Origin of the sequence: Pedobacter sp. B4-66 (assembly GCF_018492665.1) — a bacterium.
GTDB lineage: Bacteria > Bacteroidota > Bacteroidia > Sphingobacteriales > Sphingobacteriaceae > Pedobacter.
Window position 1 is genome coordinate 183434 of record NZ_JAFVME010000001.1, and the last position, 17037, is coordinate 200470.

Here is a 17037-nt window from a genome sequence, read left to right on the forward strand (position 1 = left end):
ATTTTAATAAATGGTTATTTAAGGATTCCAGACAACACCTTGCCTGCGATTTTGATAGAGCGGATATGTTTTATCTTTCTTATCCAACACTAGATAAATGGAATCCTGATATTCGTTTAAACCTGATAAGATGATCCTGGAATCAGTAGGCCTTGAGTAGTTAAGTTTTAACTTTTGATTCTTATAAACCTTGTTCTTGTTTTCTAAATAAAGCACATGGTTTATTGTATCAGCCTTGTAGTAAAAATGCCTTCTTCCACCGCCTGTTCCGGCAGACTCATAAGTCCTATCTACATCCTTAAATTGCTTACCTCTGCCAGCCTCGCCATGAATCATAAAAGTATTGAAGACTGTAAACGAGATGGTAGACCATTTTTCGAATGTTACATCTTGCCATCTTAATGAATCAACCGGGGAATACGGTACTGTTTTGTTGTTCAGTTTAAACTCTGTTACTTCATAAAAACCCCTGGAATTTGTTAAGCCTTTCTGAGCAGGAACCTTATAAGAATCATAGGTGTAATTTTGCCAGTGTAAGTAGGCACTTAATACAAAAAACATCAGGAATACAAATGACTTAAAAGCAAGCCTGAAGTATTTTTGCCATTTCTTTTCAAAAGGATAATGGTAAATAGCAGGATTCGTATCTTTTTCATTAACCACTAAATTCCAGATATTAGGTAGATAACGCCACAATACAAACGCACCACCCAATGCATAAAATGCAGCAGCCAAATGAATTCCTCCATCATAGGTATGGTTAGAAATTGCAATATTTCCAATCATAGCGATTGCCAGTGCTGCTCCTACCGCTCTTGTTTGTCTAAAAAACAACAGCAACATGATTAGAAGTTCTGCTAATCCTGCAAACACCTCATAACCATGAACAAAGCTAAACTGTATCCAATACAATTTTTGATGGGTAAAATCACCTAAAGGGGTATTTAATTGTGTAAGTGCCAGATTAGGCATTTGTGTTGGAAATACTTTGGAAAACGTAAGTCCTTGTAGTTTAATAAGCATAGAATAGCTTACTGCAACAATAAGGAAATAATAAAGGGTACGATAATTTGTAGTTTTTCTATCGAGCAATGACCAAATCACGGCTCCTATAAGGCCAAGTACAAAAGCCAATCCCCAGTTAATATAGCTTGCTATTCCAAAATTAGCACTCTCTGCACTGATCTTCAAAAAATCCAATGAAGAGTCTTGAATAGAGCCCAGATCGCCAGAACCCGGTTGAGCAGGCTGAACCTTAATTGGGCTAAACGATGATCCACTTAATTTCCCAATATCACGAATGTGTAGATGCGACCAGTCTGTTGTAAACCATTGCTGATAATAATCGGCATCTAATGGCACTACCAATAAAAAGAAAAATATGAAGGCTACACGAAAAGAGAACTTTTCGTAGCCGTTCCATGTTTGTATGTTATTTTCTAATACAGTCATTTTTGAGAGATTTAAAGTTTAACAGGTTTTCTTCTACCCTCAAACAACATGTACTTTCTATTTATCTTATCCAAAATAGCAGATATGGAGTCTCGTTTTTCATTTAGGCCAGTTAAAACAATTGTTGAATCATTTAGCTGTTTATATTGAAGTGTAAAACCTTCGCCAGAATAGTTTTTATTCTTATTCCTAAGTACAATTTTCTTATTGACAGTATCTGATGTATAAGCAAAATACTGTCTTCCTCCTACGCCGGCCGACTCGTAATTCCTATCGATATCATTGGCAAAATATCCATCACCAGTTGATGGATCCAGCTTAATTGGTCGTGCTATTTTAATACTGATGGTTGCCCATTTTTCGAAAACCACATTTTGCCACCTATTTGGATCTGTTGTAGAATAAGGGATCAATTGGTTATTAAACCGGAATTCTCTAACGTTATAATATCCGTATGTTCCTGCCAGCCCTTTACTTCTGGGTATTTTATAAGGTGCTTTACTGTAATTGGCATAAGTAGCCCCTCCTAACAGGATTACAAATGCAGCAAAGGCTGTTTTTAAAACTATCCTCAGGTTACGGATTCCTTTAGTTACAAATATAGGCGTAAACTTATTAGCTATAGTTTGGCGCTCCAATGCAAGTAAACTATATAAACGTGGCACATCGTATACAAAAAGAAAAAGTGCTATGACTACTAAATAAAGACTATAAACTTGCTCCCCTGCATCATAAGCAATATTGGCAACAACTACGTTTCCAATAAAACCAAGAATTAAACCACTGCCAAACGTTGCTGTTCTTCTGAAGAAAAGAAGCAGTCCGGCAAGAATTTCTACAAAACCTAAAAACACTTCATAAGGTTGTGCAATACCTACCGTATGGAAATAAATCTTCCAGGCAAAAAAATCGCCATAGTTCGTATGTAGGTTACTTAATGATGGATAAGGCATCTGCAATGGAAAAAGCTTGATAAATCCGTAAGCAATTATTCCGATAGCCAATCTGTAGCGCAATATTACCCTTAAGCCATAATAAAGGCTATTGTAATCAAATTCTCTTTTTAGGTTACCCCAAATTAATGTACCTATGGCCGCCAAAACCGCTGCCACACCCCAGTTGGCATATCCCGTAAGGGAAAAGAACTGAGGCGCATATTTTGTAAGTTTAAACAGATCGTAAAAAGAAAACTCTACGGGATTTATAGAAAAAAGGTCTCTGTAAAATTTCCAATCGAGTGGAACTACCTGGATAATAAAATATAGGATAAAGAAACGTAACACAATCTTTTCCTTGCCGGACCATTGTGAATTATTTGTATTAAAAAAACTCATGACGTATGGTTTATTTGTCTAACAATAAATTATTTACCCGAATAACCTGGATTCGGATCTAAACTATGATCCAACTGTATTTGGGTTATCGGAATTGGGAATAAATACTCATAATCCTCTACATGTGTATTTTGATCTAATGCTTCCAGTACAGCTTTTGCCCTTCCTGTTCTTGCCAAATCGAACCAGCGATGTGCTTCAAAAGCAAATTCTACCCTTCGTTCGTTTTCTATTGCCAACAAAATATCCGCCTGCGTTAAAGCAGTTGAAGGAAGTATTTCTGCACGTTCTCTCACTTTATTCAGGTCAAATAAAGCACCTGCTGTAGCCGACAAGTTATCCAGATGAGCTTTTGCTTCTGCTCTTATCAAATAAAGCTCCGCAATCCTGAATATGTAGGCAGGATCTGTAGCAGGCAATCGGTAATATAGGTTACCGAACCAAATGGTGGTTCCGCCTTGCGTTACACTACCGATCAGTGCTTTTCTGCCACCAGAAATATTTGGATCATTAAGTAATTGAACAAAACGATCATTAGGTGCGTACCTGTAAGTACCCCCATTTGTTGGGTGCTGCATTTGAGCTCTGATAGCACTTGGATTAATCGCACTATACTCTAATTCGAATACAGATTCAGAAGTACCTACCGCATTACCTGCAAACCAAGCGCTATATGGTTTAATTAAAGTATAGTCCGACGAAAGGTTGATCAGTTTTGTAGCATACTCTTCTGCCAGTGCCCATTCTTTTTTATACAAGTGAAGTCTGGCTCTTAAAGCCCATACTGTGCGTTTAGTTGCTCTTATTCTGTTAAGGGTGTTCGGCAATAACTGCTCTGCATCTTCAAGATCTTTGAGCACTTGTGCATAAGTTTCATTCAACGTGCTTCGTTTTACTTCTCTACGATTTTCTAATGAAGTAGTAGGCTCAAGTACAATTTGCACCCCTCCCCAGGCTCTTGCTAAATCAAAATAGGCTAAGGCCCGGATGAACTTTGCTTCGCCTACATATTGATCTTTCAATTGTTGTGTAAGTAATGGATCCTGCACTTTAGGCACCTTACTAATTACATTGTTTGCTCTGTTTATGGTGATGTAAATAGCCGACCATGCAGTATTGAAGTTCGTATCATCTGCTCTGAAGTTTACATTTACAAGATTCGCTGCACCTCCTGTAGTAAGGTTTTTGATATCTCCACTTGGAAAATAACCTAAGGTAACATAACCTTCACCATAATAACCAGTCGATGCCAATTGTCTATAAACTCCTCTCAGCGCTGTTTCGCTTGATGTTTTATCAAATATTGGGTTTTCATCTGATACTGCATTAATAGGATCTATGGTTAAAAATTTCTTGCAGGAGATGAGAGTTGATACCGCTGTTAATAAAACTATAATGTATTTTAAATTTTTCATTGCTATATAATTTTAATGTTCGATTATAGAGTTAAGTTTAAGCCAAGCTGAATGGTACGAGGTTGTGGTGGTGTACCATAATCGTACCCCTGAATGTTACCTGTTCCAAGGTTCGACTCCGGGTCGGCACCTGTATATTTGGTAAATAATAACAGATTGCTTCCTGTTAGGTAAATCCTTAACTTATCTATTTTCGCCTTTTTTGTTAGTGCTTTTGGCAGTACATAACCAACTGTAAGTGAGCGCAACCTTAAGAATGAGCCATCTTCCAGAAAGCGACTATTCTCTTGTCTTGAATAATTAGCAGCGGTTAATTTTGGTGTATTGGTTATCTGTCCCGGTGTTGTCCATCTATCTAACTGGCTTGCTAACAATACTCTGTTAGCATCAAGAGTACCTCCTGTTTCGCCAAGCATTCTATTGTGGTTCCAAATTTGATTTCCATAAGAATAGGTAAAGAAAATACCCAGATCAAAACCTTTATAGTTTAAAGTATTATTAAATCCACCAAAAAATTTAGGCCAGGTGTTGCCTACAATTTGTCTGTCATCAGCCGTAATTTTGCCATCACCGTTTACATCTTCAAATACCGCATCTCCTGTGTTTTTATCAACGTAGAGCTGCTTATAAACCCAATATGAGTACAGAGAACTCCCCTGCTGTAACCTGATCAGATCTCTACCTGCAAATGGAATATCCGCTGGTATTTTCTCTATCCTATTGATATTCTGGGATACATTAAAATCAGTTTTCCAAGTAAAATCAGCAGTCTGAATATTTGTTGAGTTTATAGCCAGTTCAAACCCTTTGTTACTAATCTCCCCATAATTGGTTAAGTAAGATGAAAAACCTGTTGTGGCTGGTGTTGCAATCTGCAGCAATACATCTGTAGTGTATTTATTGTAGTAATTAAATTCAAAGGATAGCCTTTCTTTAAACAAACCTAAATCCAAACCCGTACTAAACTGTGCCGTTTTTTCCCATTTTAAGTTCGGATTGGCAATTTGCAATGGTGCAATACCAGGCCCTTCACTACTACCAAGCTTATCAGAATATCCGTATCCTCCATTCCATAATCCTTGCGACGCAAAATCATCTATACCACTTTGGTTACCGGTTAAACCATAGCTGATTCTAAATTTAAGGTTGCTAATCTCTGATACATTTTTCAGAAAATTCTCTTGATTAATTCTCCAGGCAGCACCTATAGCTGGGAAATAACCCCATTTATTGTTCTTTCCAAATCTCGATGAACCGTCGGCACGCACTGTAAATTCTGCGTAGTATTTTTTATCATAGTTGTAGTTTAACCTCGAAAAGAAGGATGCCAACGCACTTTTACTTCTAAACTGTGCTGCTGTCTGTGTAGCAGCTGATGATATTTGTGTGTAAGAGTTGTTAGGAAAATTGGTTCCGGTTGCTGAAACATTTTTAATCTCAACACCTTGTAAGGTATTACCAATTAATGCACCAATACCATGCTTGCCCAATTGGGTAGTATAAGATAAAGTCTGCTCGTTAATTAAAGTACTTGATTGCGTGATCGCCTGCGTACCACGTCCTCCCGAAGCACCTAAAATAGTTCGGGTATCCCAATACTCATTTTCTTCATAATTGTTATAATCTACACCAACACTAGAATGAAATTTTAAATTCTTAAGGATATCTATATCCAAATAAGTGTTTCCAATGTAATGATAGCTGTTCGACCAAAGGTTTACTTTGCTAGTTAATACGTCAATATTATCAAAGTTTACCCATTTAAGAGGAGTTCCATCAGCTGCAAAAATTGGTAGGTAGGTTGGTATATTTAACGAAGCTTGCAAAAGTGTTCCATTACCTCCATTTGCAGGACGAGCCTGATCTCGGTGGCTTTTAGAAAGTGTATTACTGGTTCCTATGGTAACTTTATCGTTTAATTTTTGATCAATATTGACTTTAAAACTAGCTCTATCAAACGACATTGGTTTCCAGATCGACTCCTGATAGGTATAACCTCCACCTAAATAATATCTTGTTTTTTCAGAACCTCCCTGAACAGATAAATCATAATTACGTAGATCAGCTGTTCTGTTCAAATAGCTCATTCTATCGTAAGTAGGTTGCTGCTCTGGAAGTCCACGACCAGGAACACCATTGATGACCTCAGTGGCAGGTCTGAACGGGAGTGCATTACCCATATTCTTATTGTATTCATTTACCAGTTGTGCATGCTCAACCCCGGTTGTTGTTTTCCAAATGCGATCTTCTGGAGCCCAGCCTCTTCCTTCTGATACGTTAAAATCAATTTTAGATTTACGGCCATAGTCGCCATGCTTTGTGGTTACAATTATTACTCCATTAGCCCCTCTGGAACCGTATATGGCTATTGCGCTCGCATCTTTTAACACTTCGATACTCTCTATATCTGATGGATTTATATCAGCCAACGGCGATGTTGCCCTGTCCTGTGCAATACTCTGAAGACTTGTGTTATTAATAAACACACCATCAACCACATATAATGGATCATTACCTGCGTTAATTGATGTTGCTCCTCTTACTCTAATAAATACATCAGAACCGGGAACACCTGTATTTGTGTTAATCTGTACTCCCGCACCTTTTCCTTGTAACTGTGCATCAAAACTAGCCTCAGGTATTGTTTTAGTACCGGCAAGGTCAATTTTTGAAACCGATCCGATCAGATCCTTCTTATCCTGCTTGCCATAACCAACAATTACTACATCATTAAGCTGACTCGAGGCCTCTTTAAGCTCTATAAAAATCGGGCTTCCGTTGGCGACAACCTCTTTCCTTTCGTAGCCGATATATCTGATTTCTAATGTATAAGGAAACTTCTGTCCTGTTACAAAATCGAATCTACCGTCGTTATCCGTTTGTACAGTATGGGTTGTTCCAATGATATGGACACTAACTCCGGGTATTCCCTGCTTGGTAGTTGCATCTACAACCTGACCTTTAAGAGTAGAGTTAATAAGGGGTTGGGTTTGTGAAAAAGAAATAAGTGGTAACAGAAATAATACCACGATACTGCTATTCAATAGCAGCGTCTTTTTTAACAAGGAATAAGCACTATAGAAATGCTTACCCTTTTTAAAATTTTGCATAACTTTAAAAAGTTTTAATTAATAAAATTCTATTGGTTGAAACGAGTTGGCATTTCAGTAAGTGATTGGCGTTGCGTACTGAGTGCCCTGATAAAGGCAGGATGCTAATCCTGTCTTTATTAATAATTTATAGCGTGAAATGCTATTGCATAGAACAGCAACAACAGTGAGAAGAATATCTCAATTGATTTGGACTGCAGAGCGCAATTTCTTTTTTTAAGTGTAAAAATTTTTCCATTGTTTGGTTTGTGTTTCTTATCAATTCAAAGCAAATGTAATTGCATTTTTTTATAAAACAAATAAAATCTATGGATTTAATAGGATATTAGTTAAAAAGGATATAAAATGATACCTTAGGTTCTAATTAAATTTGAACCAATTACACTATCCTAACACACTAAAATGAAGAAGTATCACCTTTTGCTCTGCCTTTCGTTCATAGCACTTTCCTTATCCGCACAAAAAAAATCAAAAGAAACTTCTGGTAATCCAATATTTCCGGGTTGGTATGCAGATCCTGAAGGAGCAATTTTTGGCAAAGAATATTGGATTTACCCTACCTACTCAGATAAATATGAAGCTCAAACCTATATGGATGCTTACAGCTCAAAGGATTTGGTTACATGGAAAAAGCATCCCCATATTCTTGACACAAGCAATGTTAAATGGGCTAAAAAAGCAGTATGGGCACCATCAATAACCAAAAAAGGAAATAAGTATTATTTGTTTTTTGGCGCTAACGATATTCAAAACAATAATGAATTAGGTGGCATAGGTGTTGCCGTTTCAAATAAACCGAATGGCCCATTTAAAGACCTTATCGGAAAACCGCTAATCGATAAATTTCACAACGGAGCACAGCCAATTGACCAATATGTTTTTAAAGATAAAGACGGACAATACTATTTATTTTATGGCGGCTGGTCGCATTGCAATGTCGTAAAATTGAGCGATGACTTTAAAAGCATAGTACCTTTTCCTGATGGAACAATTTATAAAGAAGTAACTCCGAAGGGATATGTTGAAGGTCCTTTTATGTTTATCAGAGATGGAAAATACTATTTCATGTGGTCTGAAGGCGGATGGACCGGTCCGGATTATTCTGTAGCTTATGCAATAGCAGATTCACCATTAGGCCCATTCAAACGTATAGATAAAATCTTGAAACAAGATCCATCTATTGCTACGGGTGCTGGTCATCATTCAGTAATTAAAAATCCAAAAACAGGTGACTATTACATTATATACCACCGTCGTCCATTAGGAGAAACACATGGTAATCACAGGGCTACTTGCATAGAGAAAATGGAATTTGATGAAAACGGTTTGATAAAACCTGTAAAAATCACTTTCGAAGGTGTTGGTGCTAATCCTTTATAAAAAGGATTAGCTATAATTATTCCCAAATATTATTTACGGCGGTAAGTATAACCGGCTTATCGTCAGTAACTATTATGGTGTGTTCATGTTGTGCTACATAGCCACCTTTATTCCCAACCAATGTCCAGCCGTCTTTTTCCTGATCTGCATAAGTTGATGCAGTAGCAATAAACGTTTCAATAGCTACAACAGAATTTTTTCTAAAGCGGGTATTATTGAATCGATCATAGCAGTTTAAAATATCATGAGGTTCTTCATGTAAACTTCTGCCTACACCGTGCCCAGCAAGGTTTTTAATTACCTTATAACCAGATTTACGAGCTTCCGTTTCAATTAATTTGCCAATATCTGCAATCTTTACCCCTCCCTTGATCTGATTAATAGCTTTACGCAATATTTGTTTCGAAGCATCTACAAGTGGCTGAAGATCATTTAAATCTTCGCCTAAAATAAAAGAACCACCATTGTCGGCCCAAAAGCCATTTAACTCGGCAGATACGTCAATATTAATAAGGTCGCCCTCTTTTAAAACTTTGTCGTCTGTTGGAATACCATGAGCAATCTCGTTATTCACACTAATGCAAGTCCATCCGGGAAAATCATAAGTAAGCTTTGGTGCCGACTTTGCGCCCAATGAATTTAAAATTGCTCCTCCAAAATCATCCAATTCTTTAGCAGTCATACCCGGGGCAGCATGTGCCCTCATTTGTTTAAGGGTTTCCGCTACAGCATTACTGATCTGTTGCATTCCTAAAAGTTCTTCGTCTGAGGTAATTGACATGGTCTTTTTTTATGCAAAGGTAGAATTATTTGGCTTAACCTGCTTCCTTGTTCAACAAACTGTAGAAGAACTCCACAACTTTTTTAAAGCCTCAACAAAATAAACTACTGTAAATCAGCTGTGTGCCAAAAAAACTATATTCAGGCACTATTATGTAGCCTAGTCTAAACATAATTAACAAGAATATTTAATTGAAAACTTAAAATAAGTATTATGAAAAAGATCATTTTATCAGCAGCATTTTTAGCAGTAGCCGGATTAACAACAGTAAAAGCAAGCGACATTAAAAACTCAGTAGAAGTTGCTGTAAGACAAGATAGTACTACGAAAACTCCAGTTGAATTAAAAGACCTTCCAGAAGCGGTTCAAAAAACTTTACAAGCTGAACCGGCTAAAGAATGGACGCCAACTGCAGCGTTTCTTGTTACTAACGCAGACAAGTCTCAGTACTATCTGATTAACGTTAAAAAAGGTGAAGAATCGGGATCTCTTAAGATCGACAAAGACGGTAAAGTGGTTCAATAAATCACGATACAAATATAGCTAATACCCACAAAAGCCGGAGGATTCCGGCTTTTGTGCTTTTTATTGAATCGGCACTTAGAATAAATCACCATATTTAATCGTTGTATAGAAATATGAGAATAAGACTAATTGCGCTTTTATTATTTTGCTACTCTGCTTCGCAGGCTCAATCTTTTAAGTATCCGAAACTTAACCCTCAAGGAAAAACAATAAAATCGCTCATTCCCGCACAGTGGAAAGTTATAGATTCCGTTTACGGAGATTTAAACAATGATAAGGTTGAAGATTTAGCCTTGATATATGAGTTTTATGCTGCAGTTAAAGAAAACAGAGCATATGGAGATAATACTACCGAACTCATTACAGAAACACAAAGACCCAGAATGCTTGCTGTATATTTTAAATCGGGCAGAAATTATAAGTTGGTTACCCAAAACAATGATTTCGTTTTAAGATCAGAAGAAGGTGGCGCTATGGGCGATCCTTTACGTCCTCTGGCAATTATTGACAACATACTTAACCTTGCTTTTGAAGGTGGTGGGAATTGGAGATGGAAACTTAATTATAGTTTTAAATACCAGGACAAAGACTGGCAACTTACCAAAGCGAGTAATTACTCCTACCATAGTGGGTCAGGTGATATGAATAGCAAAAAGTATGACTTTGTAAATAAAAAACGCATTACAACTATTGGGAAAATGAGCAATACAGATTCTGCGAACGAGATTATTGAACAAAATTTAACGCTTAAAACGCTTAAGAATTTTTCAAATTTTAAAAAGCCATGGACCTGGGAATTGGGACCTGATGAATTTCTATAAAATCAGATTTAAAACAAAAAAGCTCCTGAATCAATGCTGATGCAGGAGCTTTTTAAAATTATCTATTCAAATTGTTAACGTGAATAATTTGGAGCTTCTTTAGTGATTGAAATATCATGTGGATGACTTTCTCTCATTCCCGCAGCGGTGATACGTACAAATTTAGCTTTCTGTAAATCTTCGATAGTTGCAGCACCACAGTAGTGCATACCTGCTCTTAAACCACCTACATATTGATAAATCACCTCAGCCAATGTTCCTTTATAAGGTACACGACCAACAATACCTTCTGGTACTAATTTGGTAACTACATCTTCCTCGTCCTGGAAATAACGGTCTTTAGAACCTTGTTGCATTGCTTCAACAGACCCCATACCACGGTACGATTTAAACTTACGTCCTTCGTAAATGATGGTTTCACCTGGCGACTCCTCTACTCCTGCGAATAAAGATCCTGCCATGATAGAGCTTGCTCCAGCTGCAATAGCTTTAACAATATCTCCTGTTTGTTTAATACCACCATCAGCAATTACAGGGATTCCTGTGCCAATTAATGCTTGTGCACATTCAAAAACTGCATATAACTGAGGTACACCAACACCGGCAATGATTCTTGTAGTACAGATAGAACCTGGACCGATACCAACTTTTACTGCGTCAGCTCCGGCAGCAGCTAATGCTCTTGCAGCATCTGCAGTTGCAATATTACCTGCAATAACCTGTAGATCCGGGAATTTAGCTTTAATGGCCTTAACCATGTCGATAACACCTTTAGAGTGACCGTGAGCAGTATCAACTGTAACCACATCAACTCCTGCTTGTACCAATGCAGCAACGCGATCAATGTTATCAGCAGCTACACCTACAGCAGCACCTACACGTAATCTACCACGTTCGTCTTTACAAGCTTTAGGGTAATTTTTATATTTTTGAATGTCCTTAAAAGTTATTAATCCTGCTAGTTTACCATCTTTACTAATTACAGGAAGCTTTTCAATTTTATAATCTTGTAAAATTTCCTCAGCCTGTAAAAGGGTTGTACCTTCAGCAGCGGTGATCAGATTTTCACTGGTCATCACTTCAGAAACTTTACGTTGCATATCTTTTTGGAAGCGTAAATCTCTATTGGTAATTATACCAACCAGTTTACCATCTGAATCTATAACAGGAATTCCACCTATTTTAAATTCTTTCATAATCTGGAAAGCATCGGCAACTTTAGCATCTTTACTTAAAGTAACTGGATCCTGGATCATTCCGCTTTCTGAGCGTTTTACTTTTCTAACCTCCTCTGCCTGACGCTCGATGCTCATGTTTTTATGTAGCATACCGATACCACCTGCCTGAGCAATGGCAATAGCCAAACCAGATTCAGTTACAGTATCCATAGCTGCAGAAACTACAGGAACATTAATGCGTATTTTTTTTGTAAGGAAACTTCCGGTATCCACATCACGTGGCAGAACTTCAGAATAAGCAGGTACTAATAATACGTCATCGTATGTTAGTCCTTCGGCGATAAATTTATTGGGATCGAGTTGCATAGCAAATAATTTATGAGTTACTATTTGCGAGGCAAAGGTACGATTATTACTTACACTACGCAACTGTTTTGCAAAAATCGGCAACAAGCATCAAAAGTTTACAATTAAATTAAATAGCTCCTGAGAATCATAATGAATAAATTCTTTTCTACATTTGGTAAAAAAATTAACGACATGAAGAAAACGCTCTTTTCAATTGCACTTGCAATTGCTGCTACGGCATGCTATGCCCAAACCTCAAAGGTTATTGTTGATACAGTATCAAAAAACATCAACAAAGACCAACAATCTTTCAAACCAACCACTGGCTCAATCGTTACCGAGCTAAATTTCAATCCTTTCAAAGGAAACTTAAGTTTAAACAACTCTCTTAATCAAATTAAGGTAAGGTACTTTATTAGCCCCGACGTAGCTTTAAGATTAGGTTTTAATGCCAGCAAGAAAGACTCTACCGCTAACATCAACAATCCTTATGGTACTCAAAGTATTTTCATTAAAAACGAAAGAGAAAGTACTTTAATTGGGTTTAATTTTGGTGTGGAAAAACACTTTAAAGGTACCAAACGGCTATCTCCTTATGTTGCAGCTGACTTTTCAATAAGCAGTAAATCAGCAAGTCAGGAAATTAAGGATAATGGTTCTTCTACCTCTATTAAAAATGGTTGGCTTGAAACTATTTACATACCGAACAGCTCAAACTATTATAATCAGCTACAAGAAAATGCATACACACGTTATGGTCTAAACTTAATTGCGGGTTTTGATTTTTATGTCGCTAAGAACTTCTTTGTTGGTTATGAATTTAACTTCAATATATCAAAAACGGAATACAAAAACGTAGAAGTAACTTTTACAGGTCAAAATCCCAATACAGGTCAACCTAATAACAACTTCAATGATACCGGCAAAAAATCGGCATCAACTTTTGGCCCAACACTAATAAACGGTGTTCGCGTTGGTTATTCATTTTAATTGCAGACCTTAATATGAAAAAGAATATATTCTTAATAGCGATAGCTTTATTCGCATTTTTTCAGTTACAGAGCTGTAAAAAAGACAATCTTACCGGCCCTGAAATCCAAACACTATCTGCCATTGCATTAGCACCTAACGCAGCAACTTTTACAGGCAGTATTGTAAGTAAAGGTAACTTTAACCCATTTGACTATGGTTTTATATATAGCGCATCACCAGATGTTGGCGAAGGAAAAGGCACAAAAATATCTTTAGGTAAAACCATCCCCCAAGGAGAATTTACAAAAGAAGTCCGCAATCTTAATCTCAGTAGTCCTTACTATTCGCCCGTTGTTTATGTTAGAGCATACATAGCTGATGAAAAAGGAACTGCATTAGGGAAACTAATACAGATGACCTTACCTAACCAACAGGTTGGAAATATTATACCTTCCACAGGAAAATCAGGTGATCAGGTTAAAATTTCAGGCAAATTTTATGCAGAATCTGATAGTGCAATAAATGTTATGTTTAATAATACCAAAGCAAAAATTCTATCTGTTTCTGAAACTGAAATAACTGCCGAAGTACCTACAGGAATTCCAGCTTCACATGGCAATCAATTCAATGTAGAAGTAATTATTGGAGGACAAAGGGTATCTAGCTCAAATGGCTTTACAATACTTGCCAACATAAAAGATTTTACACCGAAATCAGGTCCGTTAGGAACAGTAATTTCCTTTTCAGGAGATAATCTTCCTCAGCCGTATTATTACCCTGATAACTTTAGCGTATTTTTTGGTGACCAACGTGTAGACCCAATAAATGCAAACCCTTTTCAAATATCGGTACCGCCTACGGCTAAAGTAAAATCAGAGTTATCTGTAACGATCAGCAATAAAAAGGTTGTTTTACCTGGAGAATTTACGGTTACTCCTCCGGTATTTACCGGCATATCGACGGAAACTACATTGCCTGGAACTATAATTTCTATTTCCGGAACCAATTTGCCAGTAAACTACCAATATAATTATATACCTACTGCTAAAATTGGAAGTACAGAGGTTACAATTAATCCTAATTATCAGGGCGATTATGAGATCGTTGTTCCGGATGATTTATCACCAGGAGAATATACAATATCAGTAACGTTAGGTCCACATACTGTAACGGTTCCTAAGAAACTTAAGGTATTATCTTATGCATTTACCGATTTTTCTCCTACAACTGGCGGTCCTGGTAAAGAAATAAATATAACCGGAAACTTTATTAAGGATAGACAATATACTATATATTTTGGTGATATGGCTACAACCGGCACCGGTACATCTGCCACAAACTTAAAGGTAGAAGTGCCAACTGGAGTAAATGAGGGAAATGTAAAAATCTATTTAGCTTTTGGTGGCAAGAAAATTACTATTGCCAAAGAATTTAATGTTATTGGCCCCTCTATTACCTCCTTCAGCCCTACATCGGGTAATGCCGGAACTGTTGTAACCATAAAAGGCAATGGTTTTGCACCATACTATGGTACTAATGTTAAATTCGGTACTATTGACGCACCTGTTACCAGTATTACTGGAAACACAATTACTGTTGCTGTACCATCAAATTTAAATCCGGGTACAATGAAGTTAACTATAATGACTAATGGACAAACTGTAACAAGTTCAAGCAGCTTTACAGTTACTAATTAGAAAGAGATATCTGTTTTTTACAAAAGAAAACTTAAAAGTAAAAGGGTTCGTGGTTTTAAACCACGAACCCTTTTACTTTTTAATGGCGTTAAAACTTTACCTACCCATCCATCCACCGTCAACCGTCATTACAGTACCATGCATATAAGAAGATCCTTCTGAAGCCAGAAAAACCACAGGTCCTTTAAAATCTTCGGGGTCACCCCATCTACCTGCCGGAATACGCTCCATAATAGAACGGCTACGATTCTCATCGGCCCTTAACGCTGCTGTATTATCTGTTGAAATATACCCTGGGGCTATTGCATTTACATTTACCCCTTTAGCGGCCCACTCATTTGCAAAAGCCTTTGTTAACTGGCCAATTGCCCCCTTACTGGCGGCATAGCCTGGCACTGTAATGCCTCCTTGAAATGTTAATAACGAAGCGGTAAAAATAACCTTGCCACTTCCTCTCAAAACCATTTCTTTTCCAATTTCCCTTGTCAGGATAAATGGAGCAGTTTGATTTACGGCAATCACCTCATCCCAATATTCATCAGGATGTTCAGCTATCGGCTTTCTTAAAATAGTGCCGGCATTATTCACCAAAATATCTATTACAGAATGGTTTCTTTTTACCTGATCTATAAATTGTTTAAGCGAATTACGATCATTAAAATCACATTGATAGGCATAAAACTTCTTACCACGAGCGTTGATAGATTTTTCTACCTCGCTACCTGATAGCTCTAAGTTTGCTGATACACCTATAATGTCGGCACCGGCTTCTGCAAGCGCTTCGGCCATAGCTTTACCTATGCCTCTTTTACAACCTGTTACTAAAGCTATTTTTCCTTTTAAATTGAATAAATCAAGTACTGCCATTTTTTTATTTTTCTTATTGCACTTTTACAGTTAGGGGCTGCTTTAATTTCTGATTAAAAGTATCCAGAAGCTTAAACCATGCCTTTGCATTGGTAATTTCGTTACCCTTACTCCATGCCGAACCATTATAATACACTATTGGCTCATCACTTTTCACAGAAGTATGAGTAAGCAAATGAACTTTATCTGTATTCATTTTCACTTTTCCATGAGGAATGATGATTACTGCAACTCCTGTAGTTCCATCTACACCATGCTCGGGCTCCCAATAACCTAACACACCGTGTTGTTCATCCATTAAAATAGCTCCAGGTTCAGTACGCTTAACTATACCTATCACTACAGGTAGTTCTGAACCTCCTGAATAAGAATAATCTGCTTCTATACGATTAAAGTGAGATCCTGCATCCAGAGCTATTGTTTTCACCACTTTTACAGATTTACCTGCCACATCCCATTCGTCGTAATACAGTTTAAAAGAAGTACGCAAAGGGCCATTATCTAACACTTTCCAATTGTGATAATTTTTAGAGTAATAAACAGAATCCTTAACATAAGGAGCTATGTCGCCTGCTCCTAATGTTAAGCCTACACTATAATAATCCATTCCATCACCATGATCAGTATGGTAATCTCCTCTTTTGTACCAATCGTTAATTACAAGTTTATTGGTTTTCTTTACCCAGATATCTATACCAAAAGCATTATCTTTTCTGGTTTCCAAAGCCTTTCCATACATACGATTGGCCACTTTGTCATTTTCCCATGCAAAATCGTCGTAACGTTCGGGAACGTAGCGTCCGTAGGTTTTTTTAACCATAGCAGTAGGTTTCCCTGCTACAATTAGGAGCTTAGCATTTCCTTTTGCTTTAATGCTAACCTGTACCAGTAAATTCTGAATGGCTACTTCTCCTTTATGCTCCAGCTGAAACTGGACTTCTTTTTTAGTAGTAGCATCCAATACTTTGAAATTTGCAGTATCAATACCCGGATACTTTGTAATGATGCTTGCCCAGTTAACTGACAATACCTCTCCTACCCGATCCAGATCAGATGAGTTGTTAATAACAATGGTTGTTTTGACTGTATTTGTTTGTGCTTGTCCAAAGATTGATGCACCTGATAACAACAATAAAAACGCAAATACCTTTTTCATA

13 protein-coding genes are annotated in these 17037 nt (G+C 37.2%); 5 read left to right on the plus strand and 8 right to left on the minus strand.

Annotation, left to right across the window (positions count from 1 at the left end; translation table 11 throughout):
• Positions 1-18: 18 nt before the first annotated feature.
• Genes J1905_RS00750 through J1905_RS00765 form a run of 4 tightly spaced genes read right to left on the minus strand, consistent with a single transcriptional unit; the run spans position 19 to position 7311 of the window.
• A complete protein-coding gene (locus J1905_RS00750; protein WP_214225170.1) occupies positions 19-1452 on the minus strand; it encodes a hypothetical protein in 1434 nt (477 codons plus the stop codon).
• A gap of 11 nt (positions 1453-1463) precedes the next feature.
• On the minus strand, positions 1464-2786 hold the full coding sequence (locus tag J1905_RS00755) for a DoxX family protein (protein WP_214225172.1): 1323 nt from the start codon (positions 2784-2786) through the stop codon (positions 1464-1466).
• Between the two features lie 29 nt (positions 2787-2815).
• Positions 2816-4201, minus strand: a complete 1386-nt coding sequence (locus J1905_RS00760) for a RagB/SusD family nutrient uptake outer membrane protein (RefSeq protein ID WP_214225173.1) — start codon at positions 4199-4201, stop codon at positions 2816-2818.
• A gap of 23 nt (positions 4202-4224) precedes the next feature.
• A complete protein-coding gene (locus tag J1905_RS00765; protein ID WP_214225174.1) occupies positions 4225-7311 on the minus strand; it encodes a SusC/RagA family TonB-linked outer membrane protein in 3087 nt (1028 codons plus the stop codon).
• A gap of 402 nt (positions 7312-7713) precedes the next feature.
• Here J1905_RS00765 and J1905_RS00770 point away from each other — a divergent pair, with 402 nt between their 5' ends.
• Positions 7714-8691, plus strand: coding sequence for a glycoside hydrolase family 43 protein (locus J1905_RS00770; RefSeq protein ID WP_214225176.1), 978 nt, complete (start codon positions 7714-7716; stop codon positions 8689-8691).
• Positions 8692-8707: 16 nt separating this feature from the next.
• Here J1905_RS00770 and map read toward each other — a convergent pair whose 3' ends face one another.
• The gene (map, locus tag J1905_RS00775) at positions 8708-9472 is read right to left on the minus strand and encodes a type I methionyl aminopeptidase (RefSeq protein ID WP_214225177.1); all 765 of its coding nucleotides are present in this window, start codon (positions 9470-9472) and stop codon (positions 8708-8710) included.
• Between the two features lie 213 nt (positions 9473-9685).
• Here map and J1905_RS00780 point away from each other — a divergent pair, with 213 nt between their 5' ends.
• Together J1905_RS00780 and J1905_RS00785 are read left to right on the plus strand one after the other, a co-directional pair.
• Positions 9686-9997 (plus strand): hypothetical protein, encoded by a 312-nt coding sequence (locus J1905_RS00780; protein WP_173088944.1) that lies wholly within the window; start codon positions 9686-9688, stop codon positions 9995-9997.
• A gap of 113 nt (positions 9998-10110) precedes the next feature.
• On the plus strand, positions 10111-10818 hold the full coding sequence (locus J1905_RS00785) for a hypothetical protein (protein ID WP_214225179.1): 708 nt from the start codon (positions 10111-10113) through the stop codon (positions 10816-10818).
• 74 nt (positions 10819-10892) lie between these two features.
• Here J1905_RS00785 and guaB read toward each other — a convergent pair whose 3' ends face one another.
• Positions 10893-12362: an IMP dehydrogenase gene (gene guaB, locus J1905_RS00790; protein WP_214225180.1), complete on the minus strand. Its 1470-nt coding sequence runs from the start codon at positions 12360-12362 to the stop codon at positions 10893-10895.
• 174 nt (positions 12363-12536) lie between these two features.
• Between guaB and J1905_RS00795 the strand changes: the two genes are divergently transcribed.
• Both J1905_RS00795 and J1905_RS00800 read left to right on the plus strand, forming a co-directional pair.
• Entirely contained in the window at positions 12537-13334 is a 798-nt protein-coding gene (locus J1905_RS00795) for a hypothetical protein (protein ID WP_214225181.1), read from the plus strand.
• 14 nt (positions 13335-13348) lie between these two features.
• The gene (locus J1905_RS00800) at positions 13349-15013 is read left to right on the plus strand and encodes an IPT/TIG domain-containing protein (RefSeq protein WP_214225182.1); all 1665 of its coding nucleotides are present in this window, start codon (positions 13349-13351) and stop codon (positions 15011-15013) included.
• Positions 15014-15109: 96 nt separating this feature from the next.
• Here J1905_RS00800 and J1905_RS00805 read toward each other — a convergent pair whose 3' ends face one another.
• Both J1905_RS00805 and J1905_RS00810 read right to left on the minus strand, forming a co-directional pair.
• Positions 15110-15880, minus strand: a complete 771-nt coding sequence (locus J1905_RS00805) for an SDR family NAD(P)-dependent oxidoreductase (protein ID WP_214225184.1) — start codon at positions 15878-15880, stop codon at positions 15110-15112.
• Between the two features lie 13 nt (positions 15881-15893).
• Complete coding sequence (locus J1905_RS00810; protein WP_214225185.1) at positions 15894-17036, minus strand: BT3233 family polysaccharide utilization protein; 1143 nt, start codon at positions 17034-17036, stop codon at positions 15894-15896.
• Between the last annotated feature and the right edge of the window lies 1 nt (position 17037).